Origin of the sequence: Pseudomonas agarici (assembly GCF_001543125.1) — a bacterium.
GTDB classification, from domain to species: Bacteria; Pseudomonadota; Gammaproteobacteria; order Pseudomonadales; family Pseudomonadaceae; genus Aquipseudomonas; species Aquipseudomonas agarici.
Genome location: NZ_CP014135.1, coordinates 2,708,800 through 2,724,136, shown reverse-complemented (window position 1 = coordinate 2,724,136; position 15,337 = coordinate 2,708,800). Strand labels below are relative to the sequence as shown.

Sequence of the window (15,337 nt, the reverse complement as noted above, 5' to 3'; positions counted from 1 at the left end):
TACGGGTTGGCAAGCGAAATTTTCGACCCTATATAAAGAAAGGGCGCATCCAAGGATGCGCCCGCAAGCACCGAGTTACTCGGCCTTGGGTGTTTCACGCAGGCGAATGTGCAGCTCGCGCAACGCCTTGGCGTCCACCAGGCCCGGTGCCTGGGTCATGACACAGGCCGCGCTCTGGGTTTTCGGGAAGGCGATCACTTCGCGGATCGATTGGGCACCAGTCATCAGCATCACCAGACGGTCGAGGCCGAAAGCCAGACCACCGTGGGGTGGAGCACCGTATTTCAGCGCATCGAGCAGGAAGCCGAACTTCTCTTCCTGTTCCGCTTCACTGATACCCAGCAGACGGAACACCGCCTGTTGCATTTCCTTGCGGTGGATACGGATCGAACCGCCGCCTAACTCGGTGCCGTTCAGGACCATGTCGTAGGCGCGGGACAGCGCGGTGGCCGGGTTGGCCTGCAACTCTTCGGGCGAGCACTTCGGCGCGGTGAACGGATGATGCAAGGCGGTGAAGCTGCCGTCTTCGTTCTCCTCGAACATCGGGAAGTCGACGACCCACAGCGGCGCCCACTCGCTGGTCAGCAGTTCGAGGTCGTGACCGATCTTGATCCGCAGCGCGCCCAGGGCCTCGCTGACGATCTTGGCCTTGTCGGCACCGAAGAACACGATATCGCCATCGACCGCGCCGACGCGATCGAGGATCACGTTAAGGTTGGCCTCGGGGATGTTCTTGACGATCGGCGATTGCAGGCCTTCCACGCCCTTGGCGCGTTCGTTGACCTTGATGTACGCCAGGCCCTTGGCACCATAGATGCCGACGAACTTGGTGTAGTCATCGATCTTGCTGCGCGGCATGCTCGCCGCACCGGGGACACGCAAGGCGGTCACGCGGCATTTCGGGTCGTTGGCCGGGCCGCTGAACACCTTGAATTCAACGTCCTTGAGCTGGTCGGCGACGTCCACCAGTTCCAGCGGGATACGCAGGTCCGGCTTGTCGGAGCCATAACGACGCATGGCCTCGTCCCACGTCATGTGCGGGAACTCGCCGAACTCCTGACCCAACACTTCCTTGAATAAGTTGCGAATCATGCCTTCGGTCAGGCCCATGATGTCTTTTTCATCGAGGAAGCTGGTCTCGATGTCGATCTGAGTGAATTCCGGCTGGCGGTCGGCACGCAGGTCTTCGTCGCGAAAACACTTGGCGATCTGGTAGTAACGGTCGAAACCGGCCACCATCAGCAGTTGCTTGAACAACTGCGGCGACTGCGGCAGGGCGAAGAAGCTGCCGGCATGGGTACGGCTCGGTACCAGATAGTCACGAGCGCCTTCTGGCGTCGCACGGGTCAAGATCGGTGTCTCGACGTCGAGAAAACCGTTTTCGTCCAGGTAACGACGGATGCTGGTGGTCATGCGCGAACGCAAGCGCAGCTTCTCAGCCATTTCCGGGCGACGCAGATCGATAAAGCGATAGCGCAGGCGGGTTTCTTCGCCGACATCGGAGTACTCGTTGAGCGGAAACGGCGGGGTTTCCGCTTCGTTCAGCACTTCCAGCTCGTAGCCGAGCACTTCGATTGCACCGGAGGCCATGTTGGCGTTACCAGCACCGGCTGGGCGCAGGCGCACCTTGCCGGTGATCTTCACCACGTACTCACTGCGCACACGATCGGCGGCGGCAAAGGTGTCGGCACGATCCGGGTCGAAGACCACCTGGGCCAGACCTTCGCGATCACGGATATCGAGGAAAATCACCCCGCCATGGTCACGACGACGGTGGACCCATCCGCAAAGGGTGACTTCCTGGCCTTCAAGACTCTCGTTCAGTTGGCCGCAATAATGGCTGCGCATCATGGTCGTGGTTTCACTTCTCGTAATTCGAATTCGGTGAGGTCTTGCGCACCGTAGTACCTGTAGCGCGCAAGAGCCTGCTCGTGTGATTCATTTTCAGTCGGCTTTGTCGCCACCGGCCAGGTTTTTCTTGGCGCCGGTCTTGAAATCGGTCTCGTACCAACCGCTACCGCCGAGGCGGAAACCGGGCATCGAAAGCATCTTTTTCAACGCTGGCGCCTGGCAGGCCGGGCAATCGACCAGAGGGGCGGCGCTGATTTTCTGAATGGCTTCCAACTGATGAGCACAGGAAGCGCATTGGTAGTCGTACATGGGCATGGGGCATCTCGACAATCAGATAACGACATCACTGCTGCCCGAGCCCAGAGTCGGGCCATGCAGCAAAGAGCGGGATTATATCCGTTAAATCGAGGCTTTGCAGCCGTATGACCGACCGTCCCGCTCAGTGTATTCGCCAAATGCCGACAGGCGCCTCCTTTCAAGACATTCTACAAGCTGAAAGCCAGAGCGGGACGCCTCTCACCCGCAATCAGGCCGAACGGTGCAAACCACCCGATGTCAAAAGATGCACCATGCAGACCACACGAATCAAACCACTGAAATTCTTTACCCCTCCATAACGCAGATGTACCTCCATATCGACATTGGAAAGCAGCGCATTGACCGTGCACTGGTTGATGCCGGCCATGTCGGACAACACTTTCCAATACACCTCCTCCAAGCGCAGACAGGTTGCAAACCCATTCAGGCGAACCGATCGCGATACAGGTTTTGCCAATCCGATATCAAACTCCAGCAACATGGGTTCCGTCCTGGCTTTACGAAACAAACCAGTCTCCCCCACACACTGACTTAACTGCACCATCTTCCTCGCACTCCGTCGCTACATGCCTTTGAATAAAGACATTCCTGGAAAATCTCTTTTACATAAAACATTAAGCAAAAGTTCTTATCCAGCGGACCGGACCATGAAAACCGTAGGATGAGGCAACCAGAAAATGCAGAACAGCGACGCGTCCCGGCAGGAACGGCATGCCCGCGTACACCCGACAATCGCACGAATGAAGCCACAAGGACCTCATCCGCGCGTCAAGCCTCAACCTTCCAGCAGGGCTCGCAACATCCAGGCGGTTTTCTCATGCACCTGCATGCGTTGAGTCAGCAGATCGGCGGTGGGTTCGTCGCTGACCTTCTCCAGCAGTGGAAATATGCCACGCGCTGTACGGGTCACCGCCTCCTGGCCCTGTACCAACTGCCGGATCATTTCCTCGGCACTCGGTACGCCTTCCTCCTCCTTGATCGAGGACAGGCGGGCATAAGTTGAATAAGTGCCTGGCGCAGGGAATCCCAACGCGCGGATTCGCTCGGCAATCGAATCCACCGCCAGTGCCAGCTCGTTATATTGTTCTTCAAACATCAAATGCAGGGTCCGAAACATTGGGCCGCTGACATTCCAATGGAAGTTATGGGTCTTCAGATAAAGTACATAAGTATCCGACAACAGGCGGGAAAGACCTTCAACAATAGACTTGCGGTCTGCTTCGCTGATACCGATATCAATAGCCATATGAGTCCCTTTGATGTGATTGAGATCACCCGTGAAGGTGTCGGACCACTCTAGCAAGAGTCCGTGCCCCGTGCAGCCCCGGCGTCACCTGCCCCGTGCGACAAATCCGCCTTGCCCGCCCATAGCTTGCGCCAGCAATGCAAGAACAGTCCGAACGCCCATCACCCGCTCGTCGCGGCTCGAACCGCTGGCCTACAGGTGTCTAGGACAGGCCTCTGCTCGCCTCTTGCGACATACTCCCAAAAAGTCCGGCGATACCGCTCAAACCGTTAATTTGAGAAGGCTCTGGCTTTGCTGTTAAATAGAGGCTGTGTCGTCGCGCCGGATATCGGCAGCGACGCATAGGCTGACAGGCTTGCGTGCTCACCGCCTCACCTTTTTTCAGAAGCGAACCGCTCGTCGTCAGCTCTTCCTTGCGATCTATCTTGAGTGAGTTAATCAAAATGTTAAAAATCGTCCATCTGATAACGGGCGCTGTCGCCCTGCTGCTGTCCTTTATACCCAGCCTGCGATCCGAAGCCGTGCCTTACCTGCAACAACCCGATGCGCTTTACCTGGCATTCTTCGGCTTGCTCAACCTCATCCTGGCTCCGGTCATTCCTTACTGGAACAAGGGTCCACGTCACCAAGTGCAGAATCTGGTCAGCGTCCTGCTGATCCTCGCCGTTGCCCTACAGATCCTGGTACTGCTCGCCCCCCTGCCGATGATCGGTAGCCAGCCCGCCGTACTGTTGAGCCTGGTAGCCGCAGTGGCGGCTGTGTCTATGCACCTGGCCGTGAGTTTCTACAGATCTTCAGCCGCTGCGGTTTCACACAACTACGATATGAGCAATCGCGATACCGGCACCGTGAAATGGTTCAACACCTCCAAGGGTTTTGGCTTTATCTCGCGGGATTCCGGTGATGATATTTTCGTGCACTTTCGCGCCATTCGTGGCGAAGGCCATCGCGTCTTGGTCGAAGGCCAGCGCGTCGAGTTCTCGGTGATGAACCGCGACAAGGGCCTGCAAGCTGAAGATGTGATCGCTGCGTTGCCGCGTCGCTGATCGGGTCTGAAAAAACCGCGATGCCGTTTGACGGCGCGCGGTTTTTTATGCCCAAAGACTGGCACGTCACCGTCAATAGTGCGGCGGCGGCGCTTCTTCTTCGGACGACTCGAATTGCCCGATCATTTCCTCATGGCGCTTGAGCAGGGCCGTCATCTGCAATTGCAAGCGCTCCACCACGCGCTGCTGCATCACCAGCACATCGTTCAGCGACTGGATGGTGTCATCCTGAAAGGCCAATCGGGTTTCCAGTTCGGTCACGCGTTCTTCAAAACTCATGACTGCGCCTGCACATAGGAGAAACCCTCAGCCAGCGCTGTGCGCAACCGTTCGCGAATCTGCGCGACCTGCGCATCGGCATAGGGCCGCGACGGATGTTTGCCCCACACCGGAGCTGGCCACGCGGCATCACTGCACCGACGAACGATGACGTGCATATGCAGTTGGCTGACCACATTACCCAACGTCGCAACATTCAACTTGTCCGCCTCGAAAACCTGCTTGAGCACCTGCGCAAACGCGGTGGTTTCACGCCACAACTGCTCCTGGTCAGCCGCCTCCAGTTGAAATAGCTCGCTGATATCCGCACGCTTGGGCACCAGAATGAACCAAGGATAATTCGAATCATTGGATAACAGCAGACGACACAACGCAAAGTCGCCCATCGGCAAAGTGTCTTGTTGAAGACGCGAATCGAGAACGAACACCGTACACACTCCTGCTTGACTGATTTTCCCGTCCGAGGCGACAAACCGACAACACCTTCGCCCGGCAACAGACCATGAGGATACCCGCCTTCAACTGCCAGTTCACCGCCAAGCAATCGGAGAATAGCAAGCGGATTATCGCCTCCTTCCGCACGCCAAAGTAAAACACCGGCTCACGATACGCACCATTCCAGACTCCAGGCGCACCTTTTTTACCCATCAATGGACAAAAGACCGACGCTTGCAATCAACAACCTATCTGTTCCTGAAAACCTTCCCCGACCTGCGATATCGGCCCAGCCTGATCTGATAGCCGGAGCACCCAGCCAGAATCGACCGACCGCACAAACAGAAAAAACCTACAAGCCTTTTTGCACCAAAATCGCATAGAGCGGCTACTATCGGTGCATCTTTTTTACCCGCCGATCACCCAATCCGCAGTGTGGACCGGTAACGTTTTACCTTTGTGCACAGAATCAACTAATTAGCAGCACAAGAAAAAGCAAGACGTCAAGCACCATCAGAAACGGATTTTACCCCAGTTCTCACAAGGATTTCAGCGCGACAAGACCGTCAACAAAATATTTTCTGGCTTTTTTCAACTTTGTGCATGCTTGTTGCTTTACTCCTCCCATAGTCGCTATAGAGGGCCTGATCGGACGCTGAAGCTCCCGCGACAGGGTAACAATGCAAGACGCTGTGACCATGGACAGTTCAATCCTTGAACATGAGGCTTTCTTATCTATGCTCAAGCATTCGACAGCGCTGAAGTTGTGCCGCTGGTTACGTAAGGTTGTGAATTTACGACATGAACCAAGCTTTTTGCGACATGCTCGTAAAGAAGTCGCAAGGATAGATGGGCAAGTGTCGCCAATATGGTCAGCGTGATATAAGTTTGCGCCGACACAAAAAGAAAGAGCCGTCCAGATAAAAACACAAGTGGGACGGCAATAATCTTCCTAAAACCAAAGGAGCAAATCACGATGCGCGTGATGAAGTGGAGCATGATCGCCTTGGCTGTGGCAGCAGGCACATCGCAGTTCGCAATGGCGTCCTCTCAGAGCGATTCGAAAGGCTTTCTTGAAGACCAGAGCCTGAAGCTCAAAACCCGTTTTGAGTACATGAATCGCGACTACAGGAATGGCGCCGGTAACGTTGCCAAAAAAGATGGCAGCCCAGGTTATGAAAGCGGTTATCGCCAGGACAGCGGCATCAGCACCCTGCTGAATTATGAGTCGGGCTTCACCCAAGGCACCGTCGGTTTCGGCCTTGACGCCATGGCGATGGGCTCGCTCAAAACAGACGGCGGCTCGGGCCGGCGCGGCAATGGCTTGTTTGCCAACGACTCCGATGGTAATCCGGAAGACTCTCAAAGCAAGATTGGTGGCGCGGTCAAAGTCCGCTTGTCGGATACCGTCCTGAAATACGGTCAGCAGTTCGTGGCTAGTCCGGTATTCGCTACCGATGACAGCCGCTTGCTGCCAGAAGTTGCCACCGGCACCTTGATCACCAGCAAGGAAATCAAGGGTCTTGAGGTCAGCGCGGGTCGCTTCACCTCCCTGAGCAAACAAACCGGTATGGGCAGAGACAGCATCGGTGGCCTCCCTGATGAAAATGGTAACGGCGCCAAGGGCCTGACCTATATCAATATCTTCGGTGCCAGCTATGCCTTCACCGACAACTTCACCGGCACACTGGCTGCATCCGAGGCTGATGACTACTTCAGGAAGCAGTACCTCAACCTGAACTACACCCTGCCGATCAATGACAACCAATCGCTGAACCTCGACCTCAACGGCTATAAAACCGAGGGCAAAAAACGTGGTGACCTGGTTGATGCGATCGGCGACGGCACTACCGGCGTAGACAACAATTTGTGGAGCCTGGCGGCGGCCTACAGCATCGGCGCCCATAAATTCACCATCGCTCACCAGCGCTCCAGCGGCGACAACGCCTACTACTACGGCGTTGACGGTAATAGCACCGTGTTCGTGGCGAACTCCATCCAGATCTCCGACTTCGTGGGCCGTGAGGAACGCTCCTGGCAAGCGCGCTACGACCTGAACATGAAAACCTACGGCGTACCCGGCCTGACCTTCATGGCTCGTTTTGTCAGAGGTGACAACATCGAGACCAATGGCCTGGGTGAAGGCAAGGAGAACGAGTTCAACTTCGAGAGCAAGTACGTCATGCAGGAAGGCCCGGCAAAAAATCTGTCCTTCCGCCTGCGTAGCGCCGTGTATCGCTCCAACGGTGCGTACAATAACTACAGCGCAGACAACAATGATGTTCGTGTCATCATTGAGTACCCGCTGAGCATCTTGTAAGAGAGATGTAACAGCACGATTCAAAAGCTTTACGCATGTAAAAAAGCCGTCTACCCGAACAGGTAGACGGCTTTTTTATGTATCAGGAAAGGTGGCGGAGCAAATAAGATAGGAAGCTAGTTAATAGCTAAGCAACATTATCCTCGGCAAACAACAAACAGCAAAAAAAGCACACTGTTTAGCGCGACAAACCACGCAGCAACGTCGCCGACCGCCTGCACGGTTCGTATCGGCGGCTCAACTGATCGGCATCAGCCATCAATAGCCACTTCATCCGACACCGAATAGCCGACGACTGTTTATTTCGTCGGGGCTTCCTGCATCACCCGAATCACCCGCTGCGGAAACGGAATATCGATCCCCGCCGCCTTCAGACGATCCCGCGCATGTTCGTTGAACATGAACATCAAGTCCCAGTAATCAGCAGTCTTGACCCACACTCGCAGGGAAACGGTGATCGAACTGTCACCCAAGGCCGAAACCACCGCCGCTGGTGCCGGATCAGCCAGCACGCGCTCATCCTTGGCCAGCGTTAACAAGACCTCGCGGGCCTTTTGCAAGTCAGCTTCGTAATCCACTCCCACATCAAACACCACCTTGCGAGTGGCCTGACGGTTGGTGTTGGTGATGATGCCGTTCGACAGATTACCGTTAGGCACAATGACCGTCTGGTTATCGCCGGTCCGCAAGACGGTGTGGAAAATCTGGATGCTGTCCACCGTCCCGCTGACCCCTTGGGCCGTGATCCAGTCACCGATGCGAAACGGCCGGAACATCAGGATCAGCACGCCACCGGCAAAGTTCGCCAGGCTGCCCTGCAACGCCAGGCCAATGGCCAGGCCGGCGGCACCGATCGCCGCGACAAACGAGGTGGTCGCCACGCCGATCATCGATGCGACGCTGATACTGAGCAAGATTTTGAGGGCAATATTGGCCAGGCTGCTGATAAAGCCCTGCAGTGCCAGGTCGGCATTGCGCAGTGCCAGCAACTTGCCTAGCTTGCCGGTCAGCTTGTTGATCAACCACCAACCCACGGCCAAGGTGATGATCGCCAGCAGCACGCGGCTGCCGTATTCCATGATCATCGGAATCCAGGCCTGGGAGGCCTTGATAAGGTGATCCACTTCAGCGTTCAGATCCATTGTTCTCTCCTATTACCATGCGACGGTTCGGCGAAACGACAGGGGCTCGAACACTCAATCGTTTGCGCCGTACCTGGGCCCTCCGACGCCAATAACCGCCAGAGGCTCCTTGGCAACTCAATCAGTCGCGAAAGTTGTTGAATTGCAGCGGTCTATCGAACTCCTTGATCCGCAAGTTAGCAATCGCCTCTTGCAGATCATCACGTTTCTTACCGGTCACACGGACCTGCTCACCCTGGATGGCCGCCTGCACTTTGAGCTTGGCTTCCTTGATGTGTGCCACAATCTTCTTCGCCATCTCCTTGTCGATGCCTTCCCTGAAGGTCGCTTCCTGTTTCATCAGCTTACCGGAAGCATAGGCGTCCTTGACTTCCAGGCACCTCACATCGATCTTGCGCTTGGTCAGGGCCATACGCAGGATTTCCAGCATCGCCTCCAACTGGAACTCAGCTTCGGCCGTCATGTTGACGGTCAGCTCTTTTTCCTTGAACTCGAAAGAACCTTTGCCCTTGAGATCATAACGGCGGTCCAGCTCCTTGACGGCGTTCTCGACGGCGTTGGTGACTTCGTGTTTGTCCAGTTCAGATACCACGTCGAACGACGGCATGTCATTTCTCCAAAATTATGCCAGGCACGGCTCGATACCGATGGAGCGCACCCGGTTTGACGGTTAAAATCCACGAGCAGTATAACGGTTCTTAGTACTCATTCACTTGCGAGCCACGCCATGCCTAATCCGGATCTGAGCATTTTGCTGGTGAGTGACGACCACCTGGTAAGCAGCGTCTTTGGCGCCAGCCTGCAACGCGCCGGTTATCAGGATATCCGCCAGGCCAACGACATCGTCCTGGCGCTGGAGCAAATCGATCAGCGTGCGGTCAGCGTGCTGGTCTGCGCCGCAAGCGCCGGCTTGAAGCTGGCCGCGAAGGTCAGGCAGCGCGACGAGATGAACGATCACGCTACCTACGTGCTCCTCATCAGTTCCGAATCGCCGCTCTCTTTGCTCGACGATGCCTCGGACAACGATATCGACGACCTGATCGCCCCCGAGGACATCGAGCGCCTGCTGCTGACCCGCGTTCTGGCTGCCGACCGCCAATGCAGCACCCTGCAGCGACTGCGCCAGGAGAACCGCCTGCTGCGCCAGAACATCGCCAGCCTCGAACAACGCAATCTCGTCGATGCCTTGACCGGCCTCGGCAACGCCCGCTATCTGCGCCAGAAACTGACCGACAGCCTGCGCCAGGTGCAGGCTCGTGGCGGCGCCATTTGTTACCTGCTGATCGGCGTGCAGCAGGCCAACGAGTTGCAACGCAAGTACGGCAATGACTTCTATGACGAACTGCTGCAAGGTATCGCCCGGCGCCTGCAACAACTGGTACGTCCGCTGGATATGCTGGCGCGCCTGGACGACCAGCACTTCGTGCTGATGACCCTGCCAGCCGACCTTCAGGACTGCGCGCCCAGCAGCTTCAAGCGCCTGTATGACGGACTGAACCTCAAGCCCTTCATGACCACCGCCGGGCCGGTCGAACTCAAGGCTGGCGTCAGCCTGGTGGGCCTGGACAGCAAATGCCTCCCACTGGACCAGCAAACCCTGTTCGACGAAGCCGATCGGCTGCTGGCCGAATCCTATGCCGATGGTGTGGTCAGCGCCAAGCGCCTGCCGGCCCGCGATTGATGGCCACCACCTGGCACGTCCTCGGTGCCGGTAGCCTGGGCAGCCTGTGGGCTGTCCGCCTGGCACGGGTGGGGTTGCCCGTCACGCTGATCCTGCGAGACCCGGCGCGATTGGCTGCCTACCGCGCCAGCGGCGGTCTGACCCTGGTCGAACAGGGTCAGGAGCAACACATTGCTATTCCAGCTCAGACCGTTGACGCCGCCGAGCCCATTAGCCGGCTGCTGGTCGCCTGCAAGGCCTATGATGCGCAATCGGCCGTGGCCCGACTGGCCCCGCGCCTGGCCGAGAATGCCGAACTGATCTTGCTACAGAACGGCCTGGGTAGTCAGGATGCCGTCGCTACGCTGGTGCCCAAGGCTCGCTGCCTCTTTGCCTCCAGCACCGAGGGGGCCTTTCGCGACGGCGACTGGCGAGTCGTGTTTGCCGGGCACGGCTTTACCTGGCTGGGAGATCTTGCCCACCCCCAACCGCCCTATTGGCTCGACGATCTGCTCCTGGCCGGTATTCCCCATGAATGGCAGACCCAGATCCTCACCCGGCTCTGGCGCAAGCTGGCGCTCAATTGCGCCATCAACCCGTTGACGGTGCTGTATGGTTGCCGTAACGGCGGCCTGCGCGATCACCACTGTGAAGTAGCCACCCTCTGCGGCGAACTGACGGAACTGCTGGAGCACTGCGGCCAACCCGCAGCCGCACAGGACCTGCACAACGAAGTGACACGGGTCATCCAGGCCACGGGGGCGAATTACTCCTCCATGTATCAGGATGTCGCCCATGGCAGGCGCACGGAAATCAGCTACCTACTGGGTTACGCCTGCGAAGCGGCTAAACGCCATCATTTGAACCTGCCCCACCTGAATCAACTGCGCAACCGTCTGATCGCGCACCTTGCCGTCCATGGATTGCCCGGTACCTGAGTAAACCTGTGAACGGATGCCGTGGTTAGCGGCTGATTTCCATCAGCATCCGGGTCAGCAGATAGAAGCGCGGCACCACGCTCTCGACCTCGGCATACTCGTCTTCGGTGTGAATGCCACCGCCGACGATACCGAAGCCATCCAGCGTCGCGGTGCCCATCGCCGCCGACAGGCTGGCATCAGCCGCGCCACCACTGCCCTCCAGGGTCAGCTTGCGACCGATTTCGCCATAGATCGCCTGCGCCTTGGTCGCCAGCGCATCCTGGGCCGGTGTCGGCGACATCGGCGGCAGGCCACGCTGCAGGCTGGTCCTGACCTCGGTGTCGGCAATCAACTTGTTGGCCGAGACCCTGGCCAGGTCGCGCTCGACCCGATCGAACTCCTCCGGCACCAACACCCGTACATCGGCCTTGGCGATGGCTGAATCCGGGATCACATTGACCCGGTCACCGGCCTTGAGCACGGTGAAGTTGACCGTGGTCTGCTTCCCCGGATCACCCAGCTTGCCCAACTGGAGAATCTGGTGCGCTGCTTCCATCGCGGCATTGCGCCCACTGTCCGGAGCCACACCGGCATGGGCCGACTTGCCCTTGACTTCCACTACCGCCGTGCCACTACCCTTGCGCCAGATCACCAGGCCGTCGGCGGGGCGACCGGGCTCCAGATTCAACGTCACATCGTGTTCCTTGGCCACCCGCTGAATCAGTTCGGTGGTCCCCTTGGAGCCGGTTTCCTCGTTGGTATCGAGCAGGAAGGTGATTTTCGCGTAATCCCTGAAATCAAGGTCTTGGAGGATTTTCAGCGCATACAGACCGGCCACGATACCGCCCTTGTCATCCATGACGCCCGGCCCGTAGGCCCGTCCGTCCTTGATATAGAAGGGTTTGGCCGTCGCCGTACCTTCCTTGAAGACGGTGTCCATATGCGCCATCAACAAAATTCGCGCCTTGCCGGTGCCCTTGAGGGTCGCCACGATGCTCTCGCCCGACGCCGGGGTGGCGGGAAAGGTCTCGATACTCGCCCCGAGCTTTTTCAATTCTTCGCTGACAATCGCCCGGACCTGCTGCAAACCCGGCTCGTAGCCCGACCCCGAATCGATGTTGACCAGCCGCTCCAGCAGCTTCAACCCGTCTTCCTTGTAGTGCTCGGCCCTGCCATGAACTGGCTGGTTGATCTGGGCCAGCGCATGAGGTGTGGCTATCGACAGCGTAACCCCCATGGCAAATCTCGCCAGTGCCGCACGTTTGCAATAAAACCCCATGGTTGTTTTCTCCCTGAACCCAGTTCTTGATGTTTGTCTATCGAGCTGCGAGCGCATCGCCCAAGCAACTTACAACGCCGTAAAGCAGCCGTCGACCCGTTCAGTTCGCACTTTAGGCAAAAGACCGTAGTAAAAATCGGCGGTTTGATACACTCATTCATGGTCGATGCGACCAATGCTCGCCCCTTTTTCCCTTGTCAAACAGGATCCGCAATGCCTCTGCGCCAGCGCCTAGAAAACCTGCCCGTCGGCCAGAAACTCCTGGCGGCCCTGCTGGTGCTGCTGACTACCGTACTGCTGGTGGCCAACCTGACCTTTATCAGCGCGGCTTATTGGATTTCCCAGGAAAGCATGGCACCCCAGGCCTTGCAGATCATCGGTCGGCTGGTTTCAAACCCGAACCTGGCCAGCCAGGCTCTGGACTCCGCCGCAAACGCCGAGATCCTGCTCAAAGAACTCAACACCTATTCCCCCCTGCGGGCCGCCGCCATCTATGACAGTCAGGGTGATCGACTGACTCAACTGCAACACGGTGACCGTCTGACGTTGCCGGAACGCTATCGGGACATCGAAGCCTGGCGCCTGACCGAGTTTCGCAGCAATCAGGTGATCGACATGCCCTATCCAGACCGGGCCTCCGGACACCTGCTGCTGGTGGCCAGCAGCGAGTTACCGGTGGCCTTCTACACCGGGACTCTGACCGCAAGCTTGGGAATCCTGATCTTCAGCGTCCTGTTGTGGCTGATCATTGCCCGGCAAATCAAGCGACTGATCACCCGACCGATCCACGAGCTGGAGGAACTGTCGCGCCAGGTTACCCGCGAAGAAAACTATTCTCTGCGGGCCTCGCGGGGCAACCGCGATGAAATCGGCAGCCTGGCCGAAGCCTTCAATACCATGCTCTCGCGCATCGAAGCGCGTGAACAGCAGCTCAAGCGCGCCCGTGACGACTCCCAGGCCGCCTACGACCAGGCTCAGGGTCTGGCCGAGGAAACCCGGCATACCAACCGCAAGCTGGAGCTCGAAGTCCAGGTCCGCAGCAAGATCGAGAAAAAACTCACTGGCTTCCAGAACTACCTCAATAGCATCATCGACTCCATGCCCTCGGCACTGATCGCCCTGGACGAGCAGCTCTATGTCACCCAGTGGAATCAGGAAGCCAGTACGCTTTCCGGAACCCGCCTGGATGAGGCACTGAACCAGCCGATCTTCCTCGCCTTCGAGCCGTTGAAACCCTTTCTGCCGCAGCTCAAGGACACCGTCGAACAACACAGCGTGGCGAAGATCGAGCGCGTTACCTGGATCAAGGACGACGAAGCCCACCACTATGCACTGACTTTCTACCCGCTGATGGGCGGTGCCGGGCGCGGCGTGGTGATCCGCATCGACGACATTACCCAGCGCCTGTCCCTGGAAGAAATGATGGTACAGTCGGAAAAGATGCTCTCGGTCGGTGGGCTCGCCGCCGGCATGGCCCACGAAATCAACAATCCACTGGGGGCTATCCTGCACAATGTCCAGAACATCCGTCGACGCCTGTCCTCAGAGCTACCGAAAAACCTCGAATACGCCGAACTGGCCGGGATCGACCTGGACACCGTCAATCAGTACCTCAAGAGCCGCGAAGTCCCGCAACTGCTTGACGGCATCCAGCAGGCTGGCGCACGAGCGGCCAAAATAGTCACCCATATGCTCAGCTTCAGCCGGCGCAGCAATCGAGAAATGGCCCCATGCGATCTGCCCGCCCTGATCGACCAGGCCGTGGAAATCGCCGGCAACGACTTCGACCTGGCTATTGGTTTCGACTTCAAGGGCCTGGCTATCATTCGTCAATTCGACCCCCTACTCGGCCCTGTCCCCGGTACCGCCAACGAACTGGAACAAGTGCTGCTCAATCTGCTGAAAAACGCCGCGCAGGCCATCCACCAGCGTGACGACGACCGTGAACTCGCACGCATCACCCTGCGCACCCGGTTGAACCCGCCATGGGCGGAAATCCAGGTCGAGGACAACGGCATCGGCATGTCGGAGAACATCCGCAAACGCACCTTCGAACCCTTCTTCACCACCAAGGAGATCGGCCAGGGCACTGGGCTGGGGTTGTCGGTTTCCTATTTCATCATCACCAACAACCACAAGGGCCAAATGGAAGTGCAATCGGCCCTTGGCCAGGGGACCTGCTTCACCCTGCGCCTGCCGCTGGCCGGTAGCCAGGTCACCTTTCCCATACTGAAGCAAACGGAGCTGTAATCATGGGTTTTCGTCTATCGAAGATTTATACAAGGACCGGTGATACCGGAGAAACCGGGCTGGGCGACGGTCGTCGCGTACCCAAGGATCATCCACGGATCGAAGCCATTGGCGAAGTCGATAGCCTTAACAGCCAACTGGGTTTGCTATTGGCGGGTCTGGCGGAACTGGTGGTCATTCACCCGGAACTGGAGGAATTGATCGAGGTGCTCGCGCCTTGCCAGCATCGCCTGTTCGATCTCGGCGGCGAACTGGCCATGCCGGAGTACCAGGCCCTGAACCAAAGCGAAATCGACCGGCTGGAAGCCACTATCGATCGCTGGAACGAAGAGCTGGGGCCGCTGGAGAATTTCATCCTGCCAGGCGGTTCGATGCTGATTGCCCAGGCCCATGTCTGCCGTAGCCTGGCACGCAGCGCGGAACGCCGTTGCCAGCAGCTCAACGCCGTGGAACCATTGGGCGGCGTGGGCCTGGCCTATATCAATCGGCTATCGGATCTGTTCTTCGTCGCCGCCCGACTGATTGCCCGGCGTGAGAAGGTTGCCGAGATTCTCTGGGAAGCGACGAAAAGCCCTCCCGCTCACTGATCGG

At 57.8% G+C, this 15,337-nt stretch carries 15 protein-coding genes; 6 read left to right on the top strand and 9 right to left on the bottom strand.

Annotation, left to right across the window (positions count from 1 at the left end; translation table 11 throughout):
• Window positions 1-75: 75 nt before the first annotated feature.
• From aspS to AWM79_RS11975, 4 genes are all read right to left on the bottom strand, one after another.
• Complete coding sequence (gene aspS, locus AWM79_RS11990; protein ID WP_060782909.1) at window positions 76-1,851, bottom strand: aspartate--tRNA ligase; 1,776 nt, start codon at window positions 1,849-1,851, stop codon at window positions 76-78.
• Window positions 1,852-1,944: 93 nt separating this feature from the next.
• Entirely contained in the window at window positions 1,945-2,166 is a 222-nt protein-coding gene (locus AWM79_RS11985) for an FmdB family zinc ribbon protein (protein ID WP_017131987.1), read from the bottom strand.
• Between the two features lie 211 nt (window positions 2,167-2,377).
• Complete coding sequence (locus tag AWM79_RS11980; RefSeq protein WP_017131986.1) at window positions 2,378-2,650, bottom strand: ribbon-helix-helix domain-containing protein; 273 nt, start codon at window positions 2,648-2,650, stop codon at window positions 2,378-2,380.
• 294 nt (window positions 2,651-2,944) lie between these two features.
• On the bottom strand, window positions 2,945-3,415 hold the full coding sequence (locus AWM79_RS11975; protein WP_060782908.1) for a Dps family protein: 471 nt from the start codon (window positions 3,413-3,415) through the stop codon (window positions 2,945-2,947).
• A 443-nt stretch (window positions 3,416-3,858) separates the two neighbouring features.
• On the opposite strand from AWM79_RS11975, the gene AWM79_RS25920 reads away from it, so the two are divergent.
• Window positions 3,859-4,461 (top strand): cold-shock protein, encoded by a 603-nt coding sequence (locus tag AWM79_RS25920; protein WP_060782907.1) that lies wholly within the window; start codon window positions 3,859-3,861, stop codon window positions 4,459-4,461.
• Window positions 4,462-4,533: 72 nt separating this feature from the next.
• Here AWM79_RS25920 and AWM79_RS11965 read toward each other — a convergent pair whose 3' ends face one another.
• Both AWM79_RS11965 and AWM79_RS11960 read right to left on the bottom strand, forming a co-directional pair.
• The gene (locus AWM79_RS11965; RefSeq protein ID WP_060782906.1) at window positions 4,534-4,740 is read right to left on the bottom strand and encodes a SlyX family protein; all 207 of its coding nucleotides are present in this window, start codon (window positions 4,738-4,740) and stop codon (window positions 4,534-4,536) included.
• Window positions 4,737-5,168, bottom strand: coding sequence for an HIT domain-containing protein (locus tag AWM79_RS11960; protein ID WP_060782905.1), 432 nt, complete (start codon window positions 5,166-5,168; stop codon window positions 4,737-4,739). The genes AWM79_RS11965 and AWM79_RS11960 overlap by 4 nt, the downstream gene beginning before the upstream one ends.
• Before the next feature lie 983 nt (window positions 5,169-6,151).
• On the opposite strand from AWM79_RS11960, the gene AWM79_RS11955 reads away from it, so the two are divergent.
• Complete coding sequence (locus AWM79_RS11955; protein WP_017131982.1) at window positions 6,152-7,495, top strand: OprD family porin; 1,344 nt, start codon at window positions 6,152-6,154, stop codon at window positions 7,493-7,495.
• Between the two features lie 299 nt (window positions 7,496-7,794).
• Here the strand turns inward: AWM79_RS11955 and AWM79_RS11950 are convergent, their stop codons facing one another.
• Both AWM79_RS11950 and AWM79_RS11945 read right to left on the bottom strand, forming a co-directional pair.
• Window positions 7,795-8,637, bottom strand: a complete 843-nt coding sequence (locus AWM79_RS11950) for a mechanosensitive ion channel family protein (RefSeq protein WP_060782904.1) — start codon at window positions 8,635-8,637, stop codon at window positions 7,795-7,797.
• 121 nt (window positions 8,638-8,758) lie between these two features.
• The gene (locus tag AWM79_RS11945; RefSeq protein WP_017131980.1) at window positions 8,759-9,244 is read right to left on the bottom strand and encodes a YajQ family cyclic di-GMP-binding protein; all 486 of its coding nucleotides are present in this window, start codon (window positions 9,242-9,244) and stop codon (window positions 8,759-8,761) included.
• Between the two features lie 120 nt (window positions 9,245-9,364).
• Between AWM79_RS11945 and AWM79_RS11940 the strand changes: the two genes are divergently transcribed.
• The gene (locus AWM79_RS11940) at window positions 9,365-10,318 is read left to right on the top strand and encodes a GGDEF domain-containing protein (protein ID WP_060782903.1); all 954 of its coding nucleotides are present in this window, start codon (window positions 9,365-9,367) and stop codon (window positions 10,316-10,318) included.
• The gene (locus AWM79_RS11935) at window positions 10,318-11,235 is read left to right on the top strand and encodes a putative 2-dehydropantoate 2-reductase (RefSeq protein ID WP_060782902.1); all 918 of its coding nucleotides are present in this window, start codon (window positions 10,318-10,320) and stop codon (window positions 11,233-11,235) included. Before AWM79_RS11940 ends, AWM79_RS11935 begins: the two co-directional genes overlap by 1 nt.
• A gap of 25 nt (window positions 11,236-11,260) precedes the next feature.
• Here the strand turns inward: AWM79_RS11935 and AWM79_RS11930 are convergent, their stop codons facing one another.
• A complete protein-coding gene (locus tag AWM79_RS11930) occupies window positions 11,261-12,496 on the bottom strand; it encodes a M20/M25/M40 family metallo-hydrolase (RefSeq protein WP_060782901.1) in 1,236 nt (411 codons plus the stop codon).
• Between the two features lie 213 nt (window positions 12,497-12,709).
• On the opposite strand from AWM79_RS11930, the gene AWM79_RS11925 reads away from it, so the two are divergent.
• Together AWM79_RS11925 and AWM79_RS11920 are read left to right on the top strand one after the other, a co-directional pair.
• A complete protein-coding gene (locus AWM79_RS11925) occupies window positions 12,710-14,746 on the top strand; it encodes a sensor histidine kinase (RefSeq protein ID WP_060782900.1) in 2,037 nt (678 codons plus the stop codon).
• A gap of 2 nt (window positions 14,747-14,748) precedes the next feature.
• Window positions 14,749-15,333 carry a cob(I)yrinic acid a,c-diamide adenosyltransferase gene (locus tag AWM79_RS11920; protein ID WP_017131975.1) on the top strand — a complete coding sequence of 195 codons (585 nt, stop codon included), beginning with the start codon at window positions 14,749-14,751 and terminating at the stop codon, window positions 15,331-15,333.
• The last annotated feature ends 4 nt before the right edge of the window (window positions 15,334-15,337 follow it).